17 protein-coding genes, 1 pseudogene and 1 riboswitch are annotated in these 18,264 nt (G+C 56.8%); of the genes and pseudogenes, 9 read left to right on the top strand and 9 right to left on the bottom strand.

Annotated elements, in window-relative coordinates; all coding sequences use genetic code 11:
• Positions 1–68 precede the first annotated feature (68 nt).
• On the bottom strand, positions 69–1,460 hold the full coding sequence (rhlE, locus tag DAI21_RS19840; protein WP_102105212.1) for an ATP-dependent RNA helicase RhlE: 1,392 nt from the start codon (positions 1,458–1,460) through the stop codon (positions 69–71).
• Between the two features lie 232 nt (positions 1,461–1,692).
• Between rhlE and cecR the strand changes: the two genes are divergently transcribed.
• The 5 genes and pseudogenes from cecR (at position 1,693) to DAI21_RS19865 (ending at position 7,419) form a co-directional block, all read left to right on the top strand.
• Entirely contained in the window at positions 1,693–2,370 is a 678-nt protein-coding gene (cecR, locus tag DAI21_RS19845) for a transcriptional regulator CecR (protein WP_102105213.1), read from the top strand.
• The gene (gene hlyD / locus DAI21_RS19850) at positions 2,367–3,362 is read left to right on the top strand and encodes a secretion protein HlyD (protein WP_100777117.1); all 996 of its coding nucleotides are present in this window, start codon (positions 2,367–2,369) and stop codon (positions 3,360–3,362) included. The genes cecR and hlyD overlap by 4 nt, the downstream gene beginning before the upstream one ends.
• A pseudogene (locus DAI21_RS19855) lies at positions 3,355–5,093 on the top strand (ATP-binding cassette domain-containing protein). Before hlyD ends, DAI21_RS19855 begins: the two are co-directional and overlap by 8 nt.
• Positions 5,083–6,216 carry an ABC transporter permease gene (locus DAI21_RS19860; RefSeq protein ID WP_100777119.1) on the top strand — a complete coding sequence of 378 codons (1,134 nt, stop codon included), beginning with the start codon at positions 5,083–5,085 and terminating at the stop codon, positions 6,214–6,216. Before DAI21_RS19855 ends, DAI21_RS19860 begins: the two are co-directional and overlap by 11 nt.
• Before the next feature lie 96 nt (positions 6,217–6,312).
• The gene (locus tag DAI21_RS19865; RefSeq protein WP_107703996.1) at positions 6,313–7,419 is read left to right on the top strand and encodes an ABC transporter permease; all 1,107 of its coding nucleotides are present in this window, start codon (positions 6,313–6,315) and stop codon (positions 7,417–7,419) included.
• Here the strand turns inward: DAI21_RS19865 and DAI21_RS19870 are convergent.
• Positions 7,381–7,791, bottom strand: coding sequence for a YbhQ family protein (locus DAI21_RS19870; RefSeq protein WP_100777121.1), 411 nt, complete (start codon positions 7,789–7,791; stop codon positions 7,381–7,383). The two genes, DAI21_RS19865 and DAI21_RS19870, sit on opposite strands and share 39 nt — an antisense overlap.
• Positions 7,792–7,924: 133 nt before the next feature.
• Here DAI21_RS19870 and DAI21_RS19875 point away from each other — a divergent pair, with 133 nt between their 5' ends.
• Genes DAI21_RS19875 through DAI21_RS19885 form a run of 3 tightly spaced genes read left to right on the top strand, consistent with a single transcriptional unit; the run spans position 7,925 to position 10,886 of the window.
• On the top strand, positions 7,925–8,686 hold the full coding sequence (locus tag DAI21_RS19875) for an endonuclease/exonuclease/phosphatase family protein (RefSeq protein ID WP_102105215.1): 762 nt from the start codon (positions 7,925–7,927) through the stop codon (positions 8,684–8,686).
• Positions 8,683–9,924: a cardiolipin synthase ClsB gene (gene clsB, locus DAI21_RS19880; RefSeq protein WP_100777123.1), complete on the top strand. Its 1,242-nt coding sequence runs from the start codon at positions 8,683–8,685 to the stop codon at positions 9,922–9,924. Before DAI21_RS19875 ends, clsB begins: the two co-directional genes overlap by 4 nt.
• Positions 9,924–10,886: a YbhN family protein gene (locus tag DAI21_RS19885; protein WP_102105216.1), complete on the top strand. Its 963-nt coding sequence runs from the start codon at positions 9,924–9,926 to the stop codon at positions 10,884–10,886. Before clsB ends, DAI21_RS19885 begins: the two co-directional genes overlap by 1 nt.
• 77 nt (positions 10,887–10,963) lie before the next feature.
• Here the strand turns inward: DAI21_RS19885 and DAI21_RS19890 are convergent, their stop codons facing one another.
• The 6 genes from DAI21_RS19890 to moaA all read right to left on the bottom strand — a co-directional run bounded on the left by DAI21_RS19890 (position 10,964) and on the right by moaA (position 14,435).
• Complete coding sequence (locus DAI21_RS19890; protein ID WP_100777125.1) at positions 10,964–11,671, bottom strand: Bax inhibitor-1/YccA family protein; 708 nt, start codon at positions 11,669–11,671, stop codon at positions 10,964–10,966.
• 57 nt (positions 11,672–11,728) lie between these two features.
• Positions 11,729–12,181 carry a molybdopterin synthase catalytic subunit MoaE gene (gene moaE, locus DAI21_RS19895; RefSeq protein WP_107703997.1) on the bottom strand — a complete coding sequence of 151 codons (453 nt, stop codon included), beginning with the start codon at positions 12,179–12,181 and terminating at the stop codon, positions 11,729–11,731.
• A gap of 2 nt (positions 12,182–12,183) precedes the next feature.
• Entirely contained in the window at positions 12,184–12,429 is a 246-nt protein-coding gene (gene moaD / locus DAI21_RS19900) for a molybdopterin synthase sulfur carrier subunit (RefSeq protein ID WP_107703998.1), read from the bottom strand.
• Positions 12,422–12,907, bottom strand: coding sequence for a cyclic pyranopterin monophosphate synthase MoaC (gene moaC, locus DAI21_RS19905; protein WP_100777128.1), 486 nt, complete (start codon positions 12,905–12,907; stop codon positions 12,422–12,424). The genes moaD and moaC overlap by 8 nt, the downstream gene beginning before the upstream one ends.
• Positions 12,908–12,910: 3 nt before the next feature.
• Positions 12,911–13,423, bottom strand: a complete 513-nt coding sequence (moaB, locus tag DAI21_RS19910; RefSeq protein WP_100777129.1) for a molybdenum cofactor biosynthesis protein B — start codon at positions 13,421–13,423, stop codon at positions 12,911–12,913.
• A 22-nt stretch (positions 13,424–13,445) separates the two neighbouring features.
• Positions 13,446–14,435 carry a GTP 3',8-cyclase MoaA gene (gene moaA / locus DAI21_RS19915; RefSeq protein ID WP_100777130.1) on the bottom strand — a complete coding sequence of 330 codons (990 nt, stop codon included), beginning with the start codon at positions 14,433–14,435 and terminating at the stop codon, positions 13,446–13,448.
• A riboswitch (molybdenum cofactor riboswitch) is annotated at positions 14,423–14,556 on the bottom strand. (Overlaps the previous gene by 13 nt.)
• Positions 14,557–14,783: 227 nt before the next feature.
• Here moaA and yvcK point away from each other — a divergent pair.
• Positions 14,784–15,692, top strand: coding sequence for a uridine diphosphate-N-acetylglucosamine-binding protein YvcK (gene yvcK, locus DAI21_RS19925; RefSeq protein WP_100777131.1), 909 nt, complete (start codon positions 14,784–14,786; stop codon positions 15,690–15,692).
• A 91-nt stretch (positions 15,693–15,783) separates the two neighbouring features.
• Here yvcK and uvrB read toward each other — a convergent pair whose 3' ends face one another.
• Positions 15,784–17,799 (bottom strand): excinuclease ABC subunit UvrB, encoded by a 2,016-nt coding sequence (gene uvrB, locus DAI21_RS19930; RefSeq protein WP_102105221.1) that lies wholly within the window; start codon positions 17,797–17,799, stop codon positions 15,784–15,786.
• Between the last annotated feature and the right edge of the window lie 465 nt (positions 17,800–18,264).

The raw sequence follows: 18,264 nt of genomic DNA on the forward strand, positions 1-18,264 counted from the left end.
CACTATTGTGGCACGTTCGCGGGGTTGTCGCAAAAAGAAAAGCCCGGCGTTAGAGCCGGGCTTCCAGATTACTGCGCGGAGGCAGGTTTACGCGGGCGGCGTCGGCGTTGGCCTTCGCCTGCGGGTTTTGCTTCCCCGCTGCGCCATGGGTTTTCCCCGGCGGGTTTCGCGTCACCCGTACGGCGCGGCGGTTTGCCTGCCGCTTTTGGTGCGCCACCTTCTGAACGGCGCGGCTGCTGGCTTCGGCCACCACCGCCCTGTCCTCGACCACCGCCGCCACGCTGCTGGCGACCGTTCTGAATCGGCTCCGCTTTGATGGAAGCATCCACTTCATAGCCTTCGAGGGCGATACGTGGGATCTCTTTTTTCAGCAGACGTTCGATGTCATGCAGCAGTTTGTGTTCATCGACGCAAACCAGAGACAGCGCTTCACCGGTTGCCGCCGCACGGCCAGTACGGCCAATACGGTGAACATAATCTTCCGGAACGTTTGGCAGCTCATAGTTCACGACGTGTGGCAGCTCTTCGATGTCGAGGCCACGCGCCGCGATATCCGTTGCCACCAGAACGCGAATGTCGCCCGATTTGAAATCGGCCAGCGCACGGGTACGCGCCCCCTGGCTCTTGTTGCCGTGGATGGCTGCACTGCGAATGCCATCTTTATTCAGCTGTTCCGCCAGGTGGTTGGCACCGTGTTTGGTACGGGTAAAGACCAGCACCTGCTGCCAGTTACCTTCGCCAATCATCTGGGACAGCAGTTCCCGCTTACGCTTCTTGTCGACGAAGTGAACGTGCTGGGTCACCTGCTCAGAGGCGGTGTTGCGACGCGCCACTTCGATTTCCAGCGGATTACGCAGCAGTTTTTCCGCCAGCCCTTTGATCTCGTCGGAGAAGGTCGCGGAGAACAGCAGGTTCTGACGACGTGCAGGCAGTTTCGCCAGCACGCGACGAATATCGTGGATAAAGCCCATATCCAGCATACGGTCTGCTTCATCCAGCACCAGGATTTCAACCTGATCCAGTTTGACCGCGTTTTGATGTTCCAGATCCAGCAGACGGCCCGGCGTGGCGACTAAAACGTCAACGCCGCTACGCAGTTTCATCATCTGTGGATTAATGCTCACACCACCGAAAACCACCAGCGAACGGATGTCGAGGTAACGGCTGTATTCCCGGACGTTTTCGCCGATTTGCGCAGCGAGTTCACGGGTGGGGGTCAGGATCAGCGCACGGACCGGGCGACGGCCCTTCGCGTGAGGCTCTTTCTGAACCAGACGCTGCAGCAGTGGCAGGGTAAAGCCAGCCGTTTTACCGGTGCCGGTCTGGGCACTGGCCATCAGGTCACGGCCTTCCAGCACCGCAGGGATCGCCTGCTGCTGAATAGGGGTTGGCTCAACGTAGCCCTGCTCTGCAACAGCGCGCAGAATTTCCGGGTTCAGGCCAAGGGTATCAAAAGACATAAAAACTCCGAACCGCCCCGACCGTCACAGGTGTAGTTTTCAGGGAGATAAGACGAAACGAGTAGGACAAAAACCACAATGTCACGAAGCAGCGGAGTGTAGCAGATTTTGTGACATGGCGCATAAAATATCCCGGCGGGATTCATCAACAAAATATTGCTCCACCCGACTGGACAAGGTGAAAATTTAAACATAATCTTAATCAATCGATTGATTAATTTTTAATGACACTATGAATCCAACTCCGACGACCACCAAAGGTGAACAGGCCAAAAGCCAGCTGATTGCCGCAGCACTTGCCCAGTTTGGCGAATATGGCCTGCACGCCACCACCCGCGATATCGCCGCACAGGCCGGGCAAAATATTGCTGCCATTACCTACTATTTTGGTTCGAAGGAAGATTTGTATCTCGCATGCGCCCAGTGGATCGCCGATTTCATTGGCAGCCGTTTTCACGAACAGGTTGCCGCCGCCACCGCGCTGCTTAGCGAGCCGTCGCCGGATCGCGCCGCCATCCGCGCGCTTATCCTGAACGCCTGCAACAATATGATCGCCCTGCTCACCCACGACGACACGCTGAATCTGAGTAAGTTTATTTCGCGGGAGCAGCTCTCGCCCACCGCCGCCTACCAGCGGGTCCACGATCAGGTGATTGCGCCGATGCACACCCACCTGACGCAGCTGATTGCGGCCTACACCGGGCGCGACGCGAGCGACACACAGACCATTTTGCATACCCATGCGCTACTCGGCGAAGTGCTCGCTTTTCGCCTTGGCCGGGAAACCATCCTGCTGCGCACGGGCTGGACACAATTTGATGAGGATAAATCCGCGCAGATCAGTCAGGTCATCACCTGTCATCTCGACCTGATCCTGCAAGGTTTAACGCAAAGGAGCCTGGAGTCATGAAAAAACCTGTCGTCGCCATACTGGCGGTGGTCGTTGTACTGGCAGCCGGGATCGGCGGCTGGCTGTGGTATCAGAGCCAGCAGGATCGCGGTCTTACGCTCTACGGCAACGTGGATATCCGCACTCTTAATATGAGCTTCCGCGTCGGAGGGCGGCTGGAATCCCTCACGGTGGACGAAGGCGATACCATCACCGCCGGGCAGACGCTGGGCCAGCTGGACAAAGCTCCGTACGAAAATGCGCTGATGCAGGCCAAAGCCAGCGTGTCCGTGGCTCAGGCGCAATATGATCTGATGCTGGCGGGCTATCGCGATGAAGAGGTCGCGCAGGCCGCAGCCGCCGTTAAACAGGCACAGGCCGCGTTTGATTACGCGCAGAACTTCTACAACCGCCAGCAGGGGTTATGGAAAAGCCGCACCATTTCCGCAAACGATCTGGAAAACGCCCGCTCCTCGCGCGATCAGGCCCAGGCCACGCTGAAATCCGCCCAGGACAAATTAAGCCAGTACCGCACCGGTAACCGTCCGCAGGATATCGCTCAGGCAAAAGCCAGTCTCGAACAGGCTCAGGCACAGCTGGCGCAGGCGCAGTTGGATCTGCACGACACCACGCTGGTGTCCCCGTCCAACGGCACCCTGATGACCCGCGCCGTGGAGCCAGGCAGCATGTTAAGCGCGGGCAGCACCGTTCTGACGCTCTCCCTTACCCGCCCGGTATGGGTGCGCGCCTACATTGATGAACCGAATCTGAATCAGGCCCAGCCAGGGCGCGAACTGCTGCTCTACACCGACGGGCGGCCCGATAAGCCCTATCACGGTAAAGTCGGGTTTGTCTCTCCGACCGCCGAGTTCACACCAAAAACCGTTGAAACCCCGGACCTGCGCACGGACCTCGTCTATCGCCTGCGCATTATTGTGACCGATGCTGACGACGCGCTGCGCCAGGGGATGCCAATTACTGTGAAATTCAACGATGGGGACCGACATGAATGATGCGGTTATCCAGCTCAATAATCTGGTGAAACGCTTTGCGGGCATGGATAAGCCCGCAGTAGCACCCCTTAATTGCACCCTGCAAAAAGGCTATGTCACCGGGCTGGTCGGGCCGGATGGCGCAGGTAAAACCACGCTGATGCGTATGCTCGCCGGATTGCTGAAACCCGACGAAGGTACGGCCTCAGTCCTCGGGCTGGACCCGATTAAAGACGACAGCGAACTGCATGCGATGCTCGGCTATATGCCGCAGAAATTTGGCCTGTACGAAGATCTGACGGTGATGGAAAACCTTAATCTGTATGCCGATCTGCGCAGCGTCACGGGCGAAACGCGGCAAAAAACCTTCGCCCGTTTGCTGGAATTTACCTCGCTTGGGCCATTTACCGACCGGCTGGCCGGTAAGCTCTCCGGCGGCATGAAGCAAAAACTGGGGCTGGCCTGCACCCTGGTCGGCGAACCGAAAGTGTTATTGCTGGACGAACCCGGCGTCGGCGTGGACCCGATTTCTCGCCGCGAGCTGTGGCAGATGGTCCACGAACTGGCCGGTGACGGAATGCTGATCCTCTGGAGCACCTCGTATCTCGACGAGGCCGAACAGTGCCGCGACGTCCTGCTGATGAACGAAGGCGAACTGCTCTATCAGGGCGAGCCGACGGCGCTGACGCAGCAGATGTCCGGGCGCTGTTTTCTCCTGCACAGCCCCGATGAGACAAACCGCAAACTGTTGCAGCGGGTACTGAAATGTCCGCAGGTGAGCGACGGCATGATTCAGGGGCGTTCGGTGCGCGTGATCCTCAAAAAAGAGGCCACCGCCGACGATATCCGCCAGGCACAGGGCATGCCGCAAATTGAGATAGAAGAGACCGCCCCGCGCTTTGAGGATGCGTTTATCGACCTCCTTGGCGGTGCCAGCACCTCTGAGTCGCCGCTGGGGCCATTCTGCATACGGTTGAGGGTACGCCCGGCGAGACGGTGATCGAAGCCAAATCCTTAACCAAAAAGTTCGGGGATTTCGCCGCGACGGATAACGTCAATTTCGCCGTGAAGCGCGGGGAAATTTTTGGTCTGCTCGGGCCGAACGGTGCAGGGAAATCGACCACCTTTAAAATGATGTGCGGCCTGCTGGTGCCCACCTCCGGTAAAGCGCTGGTGCTGGATATGGATCTGAAGGTCAGCTCCGGCAAAGCCCGTCAGCATCTGGGCTATATGGCGCAGAAATTCTCGCTCTACAGCAATCTGACCGTCGAGCAGAATCTGCGCTTTTTCTCCGGGGTCTACGGCCTGCGTGGGCGGGCGCAAAGTGAAAAAATTGCCCGGATGAGCGATGCCTTTGGTCTTACCCATATTGCCTCGCACGCCACCGACGAACTGCCGCTCGGCTTTAAACAGCGGCTGGCGCTGGCCTGCTCCCTGATGCACGAGCCGGATATTCTGTTTCTCGATGAACCGACCTCCGGCGTCGACCCCCTCACCCGCCGTGAGTTCTGGCTGCACATCAACAGCATGGTGGAGAAAGGCGTCACGGTGATGGTGACGACCCACTTTATGGATGAAGCGGAGTATTGCGACCGCATCGGGCTGGTCTATCGCGGCAAGCTGATTGCCCATGGCACGCCGGACGATTTAAAAGCCCAGGCGGCCGACGACGAGCAGCCCGATCCCACCATGGAGCAAGCGTTTATCACCCTGATTAACGACTGGGATAAGGAGCACGCCCATGAGCATTAAGGCGATTTCCTGGCGCCGGGTGCGCGCTCTGTGCGTCAAAGAGACGCGGCAGATCGTGCGCGACCCGAGCAGCTGGCTGATTGCGGTGGTGATCCCCCTGCTGCTGCTGTTTATCTTTGGCTACGGGATAAACCTCGACTCCAGCAAGCTGCGGGTGGGGATTTTACTGGAACAGCAGAGCGAAGAAGCGCTCGATTTCACCCATGCAATGACCGGCTCGCCTTACATCGACGCCACCATCAGCGATAACCGTGAGGCGCTGATCCAGAAGATGCAGGCCGGGAAAATTCGTGGGCTGGTGGTGATCCCCGTGGATTTTGCCGCCAATATGGCCCGGGCAAATACCGACGCACCGATTCAGGTGATCACCGACGGCAGTGAGCCAAACACCGCCAATTTTGTGCAGGGGTATGTCGAGGGGATCTGGCAGCTGTGGCAGATGCAGCGAGCGGAAGATCGCGGCGAAAAGTTTGAGCCGCTGATCGACGTGCAAACCCGCTACTGGTTTAACCCTGCCGCCATCAGCCAGCATTTTATTATCCCCGGCGCGGTGACGATAATCATGACCGTCATCGGCGCGATCCTCACCTCGCTGGTGATTGCCCGCGAATGGGAGCGCGGCACCATGGAGGCCCTGCTATCCACGGAAGTGACGCGCGTGGAACTGCTGCTGTGCAAGCTCATCCCCTATTATTTCCTCGGCATGCTGGCGATGCTGCTCTGTATGCTGGTGTCGGTATTTATCCTTGAGGTACCCTATCGCGGCTCGCTGATTCTCCTGTTCCTGATCACCAGCCTGTTTTTGCTCAGCACCCTGGGCATGGGCCTGTTGATTTCGACCATCACCCGCAACCAGTTTAACGCCGCACAGGTGGCGCTGAACGCGGCGTTTCTGCCGTCGATTATGCTGTCCGGGTTTATTTTCCAGATCGACAGTATGCCCGCCATTATCCGCGCGGTGACCTATATCATCCCGGCGCGCTACTTTGTGAACACGCTGCAAAGCCTGTTCCTGGCGGGGAATATTCCGGCGGTGTTGATCGTCAATATTCTGTTTTTGATGGCGTCGGCGGTGATGTTTATCGGCCTGACGTGGTTGAAAACGAAACGGCGACTGGATTAAACGCCGTCTAAAACATGTCCGGTGGAGAGGCTTGCCGGGCCGACGTGATTTTGTAGGTCGGGGTCGCGAAGCGCCACCCGACACGAGGATGACACGATGTTTCATCGCTTATGGACATTAATTCGCAAAGAGCTGCAATCGCTGCTGCGTGAACCGCAAACCCGCGCGATCCTGATCCTGCCGGTGCTGATTCAGGTTCTGCTGTTTCCGTTTGCCGCGACGCTGGAAGTGACCAACGCCACCATCGCCGTCTACAACGAAGACAACGGCAAACACTCCGTGGAGCTGACCCAGCGTTTTGCCCGCGCCAAAGCCTTTACCCATGTGCTGCTGCTGAAAAGTCCGCAGGAGATCCAGCCCACCATCGACACGCAAAAGGCGCTGCTGCTGGTGCGTTTCCCGGCCGATTTTTCGCGTAATCTGGATAATGCCCAAACCGCGCCGATGCAGCTGATTCTCGACGGGCGCAACTCCAACAGTGCGCAAATCGCCGCCAACTACCTGCAGCAGGTCGTGAAGAATTACCAGCAGGAGCTGATGGAGGGGAAAGCCAGGCCGAATAACAGCGAGCTGGTGGTGCGCAACTGGTATAACCCGAACCTGGATTACAAATGGTTCGTGGTGCCGTCGCTTATCGCGATGATCACCACCATTGGGGTGATGATTGTAACGTCGCTCTCCGTCGCCCGCGAACGTGAACAAGGGACGCTGGATCAGCTACTGGTTTCCCCGCTCGCCACCTGGCAGATTTTCGTCGGCAAAGCCGTGCCTGCGCTGATTGTCGCCACTTTCCAGGCCAGTATTGTGCTCGGGATCGGTATCTGGGCGTATCAAATTCCGTTTGCCGGATCGCTGGCGCTGTTTTACTTCACAATGCTGATTTATGGGCTGTCGCTGGTGGGATTCGGGCTGTTGATTTCGGCGCTCTGCTCAACGCAGCAGCAGGCATTTATCGGGGTGTTTGTCTTTATGATGCCGGCGATTTTGCTCTCAGGGTATGTTTCGCCTGTCGAGAATATGCCGGTGTGGCTACAGGATCTGACGTGGGTGAATCCGATTCGGCACTTTACCGATATCACCAAGCAGATCTATCTGAAGGATGCGAGTCTGGATATTGTGTGGGGAAGTTTGTGGCCGCTACTGGTCATAGCGGCCACGACAGGCTCAGTGGCGTACGCGATGTTTAGACGCAATATCGCCTAGCTTTTTCTCTTTGGTCAGCAATGAGACCACTGCGGGTCCTGCCAGAATGACCAGGCCCGCCAGGGCCAGCAGCAGGTTGTTATGCAGCACCCGCGACAGTAGCCACAGGACGATTAACGCTGCACCAAAATACCAGGTGGTGGTGAGCTCTTCGAGCACATCACCCACTTCACGCCAGCGCGCGTCGTGGTGACGCTGTAAAAACAGCATCGACAGCACGGTCACGCCATACATCGCACATAATCCCAAGCCGACATGCACCAGCGTGCCGCTCTTCCAGCCCATTACCAGTACCGCCACGACCAGTAAATGCAACATTATCTGCCAGCAACTGAGGCCAGTTGCGACACGAACGCGTTGTTGCCACTTCATGGCTTCTCTCCTGAAGGATATTTCTCTGCTAGTTCAGAGTACCGCACTTTACGGAAAATTCCGTAACACCGCATCTTTTTGTGACGCCGACTACACTTTATTTTCATCAGGATAGTGACGCTGGCAGGAGCATATGACGCAAAAAACCCGGCATTTTTCGCTCAAAATTTTGACGATTAACACACACAAAGGCTTCACGGCATTTAACCGCCGCTTCATTTTACCCGAGCTGCGTGACGCGGTACGTACCGTCGGCGCGGATATCGTCTGCCTGCAGGAAGTGATGGGCGCGCACGATATTCACCCGCTGCACGTCGAGAACTGGCCAGACACCACCCACTACGAATTTCTGGCTGATACCATGTGGAGCGACTATGCCTATGGCCGCAACGCAGTCTACCCGGAAGGGCACCACGGCAACGCGGTGCTGTCGCGTTTTCCCATCGAACATTATGAAAATCACGACGTGTCGGTGGGAGAAAGTGAAAAACGCGGGCTGCTTTACTGTCGGATAAAACCGCCGGATCTGGCCTTTCCGGTTCACGTGGGCTGCGTGCATCTCGGCCTGCGGGAAGCGCACCGTCAGGCACAGTTGCAGATGATGACCCGCTGGGTCAATTCGCTGCCGGATAACGATCCGGTGGTTATCGCCGGTGATTTTAACGACTGGCGACAGCGCGCAAACCGCCCGCTGAAGGCCGATTCCGGGCTGGATGAGATTTTTACCCGGGCGCATGGCCGCCCGGCGCGCACCTTCCCGGTCAGTTTTCCTCTGCTGCGCCTGGATCGCATTTACGTCAAAAACGCCCACGCCAGCCATCCGAGCACCCTGGCGCTGCGCGGCTGGCGTCACCTGTCTGACCATGCCCCGTTAAGTGCGGAGATTCACTTATGAAAAGTTCATGGCGAGAAGGTAACCAAATTACGCTGCTGGAAAATGGCGATGAGTATTATCCCGCCGTTTTTGCTGCCCTCGATGCGGCAGAGCAAAAAGTTATTCTCGAAACGTTTATCTGGTTCGAGGACGACGTGGGCCGTCAACTCCATCAGGCCGTGCTGCGCGCGGCTCAGCGCGGCGTTAAAGTCGAAGTGCTGCTCGACGGCTACGGTTCGCCCGACCTCAGCGACAGCTTCGTCAACGAGCTGACCGCCGCAGGCGTCGTGTTCCGCTATTACGATCCGCGCCCGCCGCTCTTCGGCATGCGCACCAACGTCTTTCGCCGGATGCACCGCAAAATTGTGGTGGTGGATGGCAACGTCGCGTTCGTGGGCGGGATCAACTACTCCGACGAACACATGTCCGACTACGGCCCGGAGGCGAAGCAGGATTATGCAGTGAAAGTCGAAGGCCCGGTAGTGCAGGATATCTTGCTCTTTGAGCTGGAAAACCTGCCGGGGCAGTCGGCGGTGCGCCGCTGGTGGAAACGCCATCATCGCCCGGAAGAAAACCGCCAGCCCGGTGAGGCGCAGGCGCTGTTTATCTGGCGCGATAACGACGAGCATCGGGACGATATTGAACGCCACTATCTGAAGATGCTCGCCAATGCGAAGCGCGAAGTGATCATCGCCAACGCCTATTTCTTCCCCGGCTACCGTCTGCTGCATGCCATGCGCAATGCCGCACGGCGTGGGGTGCGGGTCAAACTGATTGTACAGGGCGAGCCGGATATGCCGATTGTCACCGTAGGTGCGCGACTGCTGTACGACTATCTGGTCAAAGGTGGCGTGCAGATTTACGAGTATCGCCGCCGCCCGCTGCACGGAAAAGTGGCGCTGATGGACGATCACTGGGCGACCGTTGGCTCCAGCAATCTCGATCCCCTGAGCCTGTCCCTTAATCTGGAGGCTAACCTGATCATCCACGATCGCGCATTTAACCAGACCCTGCGCGACAATCTTACGGGCATTATCGCTCGCGATTGCGTGCGAGTAGATGATTCGATGGTGCCGAAACGCACCTGGTGGAATCTGACCAAAAGCGTGGTGGTGTTCCACTTCCTGCGCCACTTCCCGGCGCTGGTGGGCTGGCTGCCGGCTCATACGCCCAAGCTCGCACTGGTGCCGGCGCCTGTTCAGCCGGAAATGGAGACCCAGGACAGGGTTGAAGCCGAAAACTCAGGGGTGAAACCGTAATGAGCAAATCACATCCGCGCTGGCGGCTGGCTAAACGCATTCTCACCTGGCTGTTTTTCATTGCTGTTGCCGTGCTGCTGGTGGTGTACGCGCAGAAAATTGACTGGGAAGAGGTGTGGAAAGTCATCCGCAACTACAACCGGCTGGTGCTGCTCAGCGCCGTCGGGCTGGTGATCGTCAGCTATCTGATTTACGGCTGCTACGACCTGCTGGGCCGCGCCTACTGCGGGCATAAGCTGGCGAAACGCCAGGTCATGCTGGTATCGTTTATCTGCTACGCCTTTAACCTGACCCTCAGCACCTGGGTGGGCGGCATCGGCATGCGCTACCGCCTCTATTCGCGCCTCGGGCTGCCGGGCAGTACCATCACGCGCATTTTCTCGCTAAGCATCACCACAAACTGGCTCGGGTATATCCTGCTCGGCGGGGTGATTTTCACCATTGGCGTGGTGCAGCTTCCGGCCCACTGGTATATCGACGAAACGACGCTGCGGATTTTGGGCATCGTCCTGCTGCTGATCATCGCGGCGTATCTCTGGGCCTGCGCATTCGCTAAACGCCGTCATATGACCGTCAAAGGGCAGAAACTGGTGCTGCCATCGTGGAAGTTCGCGCTGGTGCAGATGGTGATCTCCAGCGCTAACTGGATGGTGATGGGGGCCATTATCTGGCTGCTGATTGGCGAAGAGGTGAACTATTTCTTCGTGCTTGGCGTGCTGCTGGTGAGCAGTATTGCCGGGGTGATTGTCCATATTCCGGCCGGAATCGGGGTGTTAGAAGCAGTGTTTATTGCCCTGCTGGCGGGGGAACACGTGTCGCACGGCACGATTATCGCGGCGCTGCTGGCCTATCGAATGTTGTACTACTTCCTGCCGCTGGCACTGGCGACGGTCGGCTATTTGATTCTGGAGAGTCGGGCGAAAAAGCTGCGGGCGAAGAATGAGAAAGCGATGGCGAAATAACAAAATGCGGGTGGCGGTCCACTGACCAAACGACGAATTGCATGCCCGGCAGGCGTAAGCGCCGCCGGGCACAGCCATCAGCGGCGGTTACCGAAAATCCGCAGCAGCATCAGGAACAGGTTGATGAAGTCCAGATAGAGCGTTAACGCGCCAAGAATGGCGTATTTGCGCAGGTTACCGCTGTCACGCACGTCAATCTGCTCGCCGATGTTTTTCAGCTTCTGAGTGTCATACGCCGTCAGGCCGACAAACACAATCACCCCAATGTAGGTCACCGCCCACATCAGCGCTTCGCTTTTCAGCCAGAAGTTCACCAGCGACGCCAGCACAATCCCGATAAGCGCCATAAACAGCATATTGCCGAAACCGCTCAAATCACGTTTGGTGGTGTAGCCGTAGAGGCTCATGGCACCGAACATCCCACCGGCCACCACGAAGGTGCTGGCGATAGAGGAGTAGGTGTAGACGATAAAAATACTGGAGAGCGTCAGGCCGGTCAGCGCCGAATAGAGCATAAACAGCGTGGTCGCCATGCCCGCACTGAGCTTTTGCACCAGTCCGGAAAGCACAAAAACCAACGCCAGCTGGGCGATAATCAGCCCAAAGAAGGTGATTTTGCTGGAAAAGATAAACATCATCAGTTCGGGGGTATTGGCTGCGTACCACGCGATAAACGCGGTTAACAGCAGGCCGCAGGTCATCCAGCCGTACACCTGCGCCATATAAGTTTGCAGGCCGCTACGCGTCTGCTGAACGATTGAATCCGAACGTGGAAATCGGTCCATGATAACTCCTGATTAAGTGGGCACACCTTTTAAGATTAACACATCCGCGCCATCCGGTTACCAGCGGCTGGCAGCCTGCTTGTCGCTGTCACGCGATTCCACCCAGCGTTCCCCTTCCGGTGTGGCTTCACGCTTCCAGAACGGCGCGCGGGTTTTGAGATAATCCATAATAAATTCACCGGCATCGAACGCGCTACCGCGATGCGAGCTGGTGACGCCAACAAAGACAATCTCTTCGCCAGGCCACATTTCGCCGACGCGGTGAATCACCGTGACACGACCAAGTGGCCAGCGCTGACGGGCCTCTTCCACGATAGCGGCAAGCGACTTTTCCGTCATCCCCGGATAATACTCGAGGGTCAGCGCGCTCACACTCTCCCCCAGATTATGGTTCCGGACTTTACCGGTAAATGTCACCACCGCTCCGTCTTCGTCGCGCTCGGCCAGCCAGCTGTATTCCGTGCCGACATTGAAGCGTTCCGCTCCAACAATAATCCGCGTGTCAGCCAAGATTAACCCCCTGTGACCGGCGGGAAAAAGGCCACTTCGTCACCGGCGTTAAGCGGATGGGAAAACTCCACCAGCGTCTGATTCACCGCCGCCAGCAGTTTTCCCTCTTCAAGCGCCAGCGCCCAGCGATCGCCTTGCGCCGCCAGATGGGCACGCAGGGCTTCGACGTTGTCGAACGGCATCTCGAGGGTCAGGCTGTCGGTATTGACAAGCTCTCGCACCTGAGCAAAAAAAAGCACTTTAATCATGATTGTCCGCCCTGAAATCACCGGATTTGCCGCCACTTTTCGCCAGCAGACGAACCGGGCCAATCACCATATCCTTCTGCACCGCTTTGCACATATCGTAAATGGTCAGCGCCGCAACCGACGCCGCCGTTAAGGCTTCCATCTCGACGCCTGTTTTGCCGGTCAGACGGCACAACGTCTCGATACGCACGCGGTTGTGCTCCGGCTCAGCCTGCAGGCTCACTTCAACCTTGCTGAGCATCAGCGGGTGACACAGCGGGATAAGATCCCAGGTACGTTTCGCGGCCTGAATTCCGGCGATACGCGCGGTAGCGAAAACGTCACCCTTGTGGTGGCTGCCGTCGATAATCATCGCCAGGGTTTCTGGCAACATGGTTACGAAAGCCTCGGCGCGCGCTTCACGCACCGTTTCGGCCTTGGCGGAAACATCCACCATATGCGCTTCGCCAGCGGCGTTAATGTGGGTCAATTGCGACATAGCTTATTTCTTCAAATGAGGATGAAAATTACACGGACGAGTGCGGGCATCCAGCTGCGGAGCGATGATGTTCTCCCATGCGGTGCGGCAGGCTTTGGTGGAGCCTGGCATGGCGAAAATCAGGGTATTGTTGGCGATCCCGGCCACGGCGCGCGACTGCAGCGTGGACGTACCGATCTCCTCAAAGGAGAGCATCCGGAACACTTCGCCAAAGCCCTGGATTTCGCGGTCGAAGAGCGGCAGCAGCGCTTCTGGCGCCTGATCGCCTGCGGTAAAACCGGTGCCGCCGGTGATCAATACCACCTGCACCTCTGCGCTGGCGATCCACTGGGAGACCTGAGCGCGAATGGCGTAGCGATTCTCTTTCACTATCGCTTTATCAATGATGCTGTGCCCCGCCTCGTGGGCGGCGTCGCGCAGCCAGTGGCCGGAGGTGTCATCCTCCTCACCACGACGTTCAGAAACGGTAAGAATAGCAATACGCGTCGGAATAAATTCAGCGCTGACCTGACTCATTTTCTGGTTCCTTTTAAGCCGATTACCCGCCGATGTAAGACAGGTTTTGTGTAATCCCGGTGTCGCCCTGATGCAGGAAATGGGTCTGTTTTTTATGCGTCAGAGCAGCAGAAATGCGCGCTTCGAGGGCCTCCTGCTGCGCATCGTCTTCCAGCAGATCGCGAAGATCCACGCCGCCGTCGCCGAACAGGCACAGATGCAGCTTACCCACAGACGAGACGCGCAGACGGTTACAGGTGGCGCAGAAGTCTTTCTCATAGGGCATGATAAGCCCAATTTCCCCTTCATAATCCGGGTGACAAAAGACCTGCGCCGGGCCGTCGCTGCGTTGACGAATCTGGTGGATCCAGCCGCGTTTTAGCAGCGCATCGCGCAGCACCATGCCGGAGATATGATGACGACGGAACAGGTCACTGCCCTCGCCCGTCTCCATCAGCTCAATAAAACGCAGTTGAATGCGGCGGGGTTTGACCCACGCGAGGAAGGTGTCGAGCTGGTGATGGTTTACATCGCGCATCAGCACCGTATTGACTTTGACTTTGTCGAAACCGGCTTCGAACGCCGCATCGATCCCCTCCATCACCTGGCGAAACTTATCCTGCCCGGTGATGGCGTGAAACTGGCGCGCATCTAGGCTGTCGACGCTAACATTGATGGCCGTGAGACCCGCATCGCGCCACTGGGCCACATCGCGGGCCAAGCGATAGCCATTGGTTGTGACGGCGATTTGGCGAATGCTCTCGTTTTCACGAATGGCGGCGATGATGTCGGGAAAATCACGACGCAGAGAGGGTTCGCCACCCGTGAGACGGACTTTTTCCGTGCCAAGCTCAGAAAACGCACGCGTGACGCGGCGCACTTCCTCGACGGAAAGAAATCCGTTATTGGTGACGCTGCCCGGCTTGTAGCCGTCTGGCAGGCAATAGGTGCAACGAAAATTGCACACATCGGTAATCGACAGACGTAAATAGAAAAACTTACGCGCGAAAGCATCTGTGAGTTGAGAAGCCATGTACACCTTTCCAGTACGGGAGGCACAGTCATTTCTTTCTGTACCCTGGTGACGTTTCCGTCACGGCCAGGGCGCCATATCGTGTGACACAGGCGCCAGGGCTAGAGTGTATGTTTTCAAATTTGAAAACGTGGGTTATGCCGATAGTAGCGCGGAAATGGCGCTTTCGCCATTCGCCGATTTCGCTATATAATTATATATATAGCGACCTGATCGTGCACTTTCACTACAGAATACGTAAAAATCAATATTTCGCATTGATATACGTCATTTTGACAGGGGTCGGGCATCGTCTTTTAGGGGTAGTTGGGTTACTGTTACGCGGATCAAATGTCATAAGGAATCTGTATGCGCAATCGCACTTTTGCGGATCTTGACCGTGTGGTCGCTCTCGGCGGAGGGCATGGGCTGGGGCGGGTTATGTCGTCATTATCCTCGCTGGGCTCCAGGCTCACCGGGATCGTGACCACCACCGATAACGGTGGCTCAACAGGTCGTATTCGTCGTTCAGAAGGCGGTATCGCCTGGGGCGATATGCGTAACTGTCTTAACCAGTTAATTACCGAACAAAGCGTCGCATCGGCGATGTTTGAGTATCGTTTTGGCGGTAACGGGGAACTTTCCGGGCATAACCTCGGAAATCTGATGTTAAAGGCGCTGGATCACCTGAGCGTACGCCCGCTTGAGGCGATCAATTTAATCCGAAATCTGCTGAAAGTGGATGCTTTCCTGATTCCTATGTCGGAACAACCGGTCGATTTGATGGCGATCGACATGGAAGGGCATGAAGTTTACGGCGAGGTCAATATTGACCAGCTGGTAGTCCCACCCAAAGAGCTGATGACCTACCCTACTGTTCCTGCCACGCGCGAAGCGGTGGAAGCTATCAGCGAGGCGGATCTGATCCTCATCGGCCCTGGCAGTTTTTACACCAGCCTGATGCCGCTGCTGCTGGTAAAAGAGCTGGCTCAGGCGCTGCGCAGAACACCCGCGCCGATGGTGTATATCGGTAATCTGGGGAAAGAGCTTAGCCCTGCCGCCGCCAGCCTTTCACTTGCCGATAAACTCAATCTGATGGAGCAGTACGTCGGTAAAAAAATTATCGACGGTGTGGTTGTAGGGCCGAAGGTGGATGTTTCGGGAATGGAAGGTCGTGTGGTAGTGCAGACCGAGCTGGAAGCGAGTGATATTAAATATCGCCACGACCGGCATTTGCTGCGCCTGGCGCTGGAAAAAGCGATTCAGGCGTTGGGATAACCGAACTGCGCCCGGTGGCGTTACGCTAACCGGGCCGACAACGCATCCGAACGGTTAGCCGGGCAGACGCAATGCCGCCCGGCAATGCGAGTTACGACGCCGCGATAAACAGATCGCGCAGTTTATGCAGCTGATCGCGAAGCTGCGCCGCCTCTTCAAACTCCAGATTCTGCGCATGCTGCATCATCTGCCCTTCCAGCTCGTGGATTTTCTGCTGCAGCGCTTTCGGTGTCAGCAGCACTTCCACCGCATCAGCCTCAACCGGATGACGCGCTTTTCCGCGGCCTTTGGTTTTCGCAATCCCCTGACCCAGCGCCAGAATATCCACCACTTTCTTGTTCAGCCCCTGTGGGGTGATGCCATGCTCTTCGTTGTACTGCTGCTGTTTCTCACGACGACGTTCCGTTTCGCCGATCGCTTTCGCCATCGACGCCGTAATTTTGTCACCGTACAGAATCGCTTTCCCGTTGATGTTACGCGCCGCGCGGCCAATGGTCTGAATCAGGGAGCGCTCAGAACGCAGGAAGCCCTCTTTGTCGGCATCCAGAATCGCCACCAGCGACACTTCCGGCATGTCGAGACCTTCTCGCAACAGGTTGATCCCCACCAGCACGTCAAACTCGCCAAGACGTAAATCGCGAATGATCTCCATACGCTCAACGGTATCGATATCCGAGTGCAGATAGCGCACGCGCTCTCCGTGCTCTTCCAGATATTCGGTCAAGTCTTCCGCCATACGTTTGGTCAGCGTGGTGACCAGCACACGCTCATTAACCGATGCGCGAGCGCGGATCTCTGAGAGCAGATCGTCCACCTGCGTTCCCACCGGGCGAACTTCGATAATAGGGTCCAGCAGGCCCGTTGGACGCACCACCTGATCGATAACTTCATCACCGGATTTCTCCAGCTCGTAGTTCCCCGGCGTGGCCGACACATAAATCGTTTGCGGGGCCAGCGCCTCGAACTCTTCAAATTTCATCGGGCGGTTATCGAGCGCCGACGGCAGACGGAAACCGTACTCCACCAGCGTCTCTTTTCGCGCGCGGTCACCGCGATACATGCCGCCGATCTGCGGAATGGTGACGTGAGATTCGTCCACCACCAGCAGACCGTCAGCCGGGAGATAATCGAACAGGGTCGGCGGTGCCTCGCCAGGACCACGCCCGGAGAGATAACGCGAGTAGTTTTCAATGCCCGAGCAGTAACCCAGCTCATTCATCATCTCTAAATCGAACTGCGTACGCTGGCTCAGGCGCTGCTCTTCGAGCAGTTTGTTATTAGCCAGAAGCACCTTACGGCGGTCCGCCAGCTCCACTTTGATCTCTTCCATCGCCTGCACGATACGCTCGCGCGGGGTGACGTAGTGGGTTTTCGGGTAGATGGTAAAACGCTGAATCACCGACTCAACGTGGCCAGTCAGGGGATCAAACAGCGACAGACGCTCGACCTCCTCGTCAAACAGCTCAACGCGCAGGGCCAGATCGTCGGATTCTGCCGGGAAGATGTCGATCACTTCGCCGCGCACGCGGAAAGTACCGCGCTGGAACGCCTGGTCGTTACGGGCATACTGCAGCTCCGCCAGACGGCGTAAAATCGCGCGCTGATCGATAATCATCCCGATGGTCAGGTGCAGCATCATCTTGAGGTAAAGGTCCGGGTCGCCCAGACCATAGATGGCGGAGACCGACGCCACCACGATCACATCCCGACGCTCAAGCAGCGCTTTCGTCGCCGACAGACGCATCTGTTCGATATGTTCGTTGACCGAAGCATCCTTCTCGATAAAGGTGTCTGAGCTGGGTACGTAGGCTTCCGGCTGGTAGTAATCGTAGTAGGAGACGAAATACTCAACGGCGTTTTCCGGGAAGAACTCTTTCATCTCGCCATACAGCTGCGCCGCCAGCGTTTTGTTAGGCGCCAGCACCATCGTCGGGCGCTGCAGATCCGCAATCACGTTGGCAACGGTAAAGGTTTTGCCCGAACCGGTCACACCCAGCAGGGTCTGGTGCGCCAGCCCGTCTTCCAGCCCCTCTTTCAGGCGACGGATCGCATCCGGCTGATCGCCAGACGGACGGAAAGCAGAATTCAGTTTGAACAATTTACTCATGGGCGACAACCTGATGACGGAAAAAGCGGCAGGTGAGTAATTTTACTCGCGGCTGGCAAATTTGCCAGTAATAAATACTGGATGTAAAACCAGTGGCGTGTAAGGATATCTGGATTAGCATCAGCCTGATGAGCGCGAAAGGGGCCAAAATTTAGGCTGTGACGAGATAAAACACCAGCAATGTTCGGTTATCCCCAGAACATTTCTATTTTTAACATTTGTCAAGCCACGTAATGATAGTTTTATGGCAGTCAGTGACACTTTCATGACGATGATTGCTTTTGTCTAACTCGTTAATTCATAGAAGATATTTCTTAAAGCCGCGTTTCGCATCAATTCATGCGCAGGCCGCGTCTTCTCTCGCTTGCCTCAGGTTTTCTAACTCTAATGCACATGGTTATCCACAGGAATAGTGGATAAGTGCTTCCAGCCCGTACAGACCGCGACTCCGCAAATTCCCGGTTT

It is taken from the genome of Lelliottia sp. WB101, from assembly GCF_003051885.1.
In the GTDB taxonomy this organism is placed as follows: Bacteria; Pseudomonadota; Gammaproteobacteria; order Enterobacterales; family Enterobacteriaceae; genus Enterobacter; species Enterobacter nimipressuralis.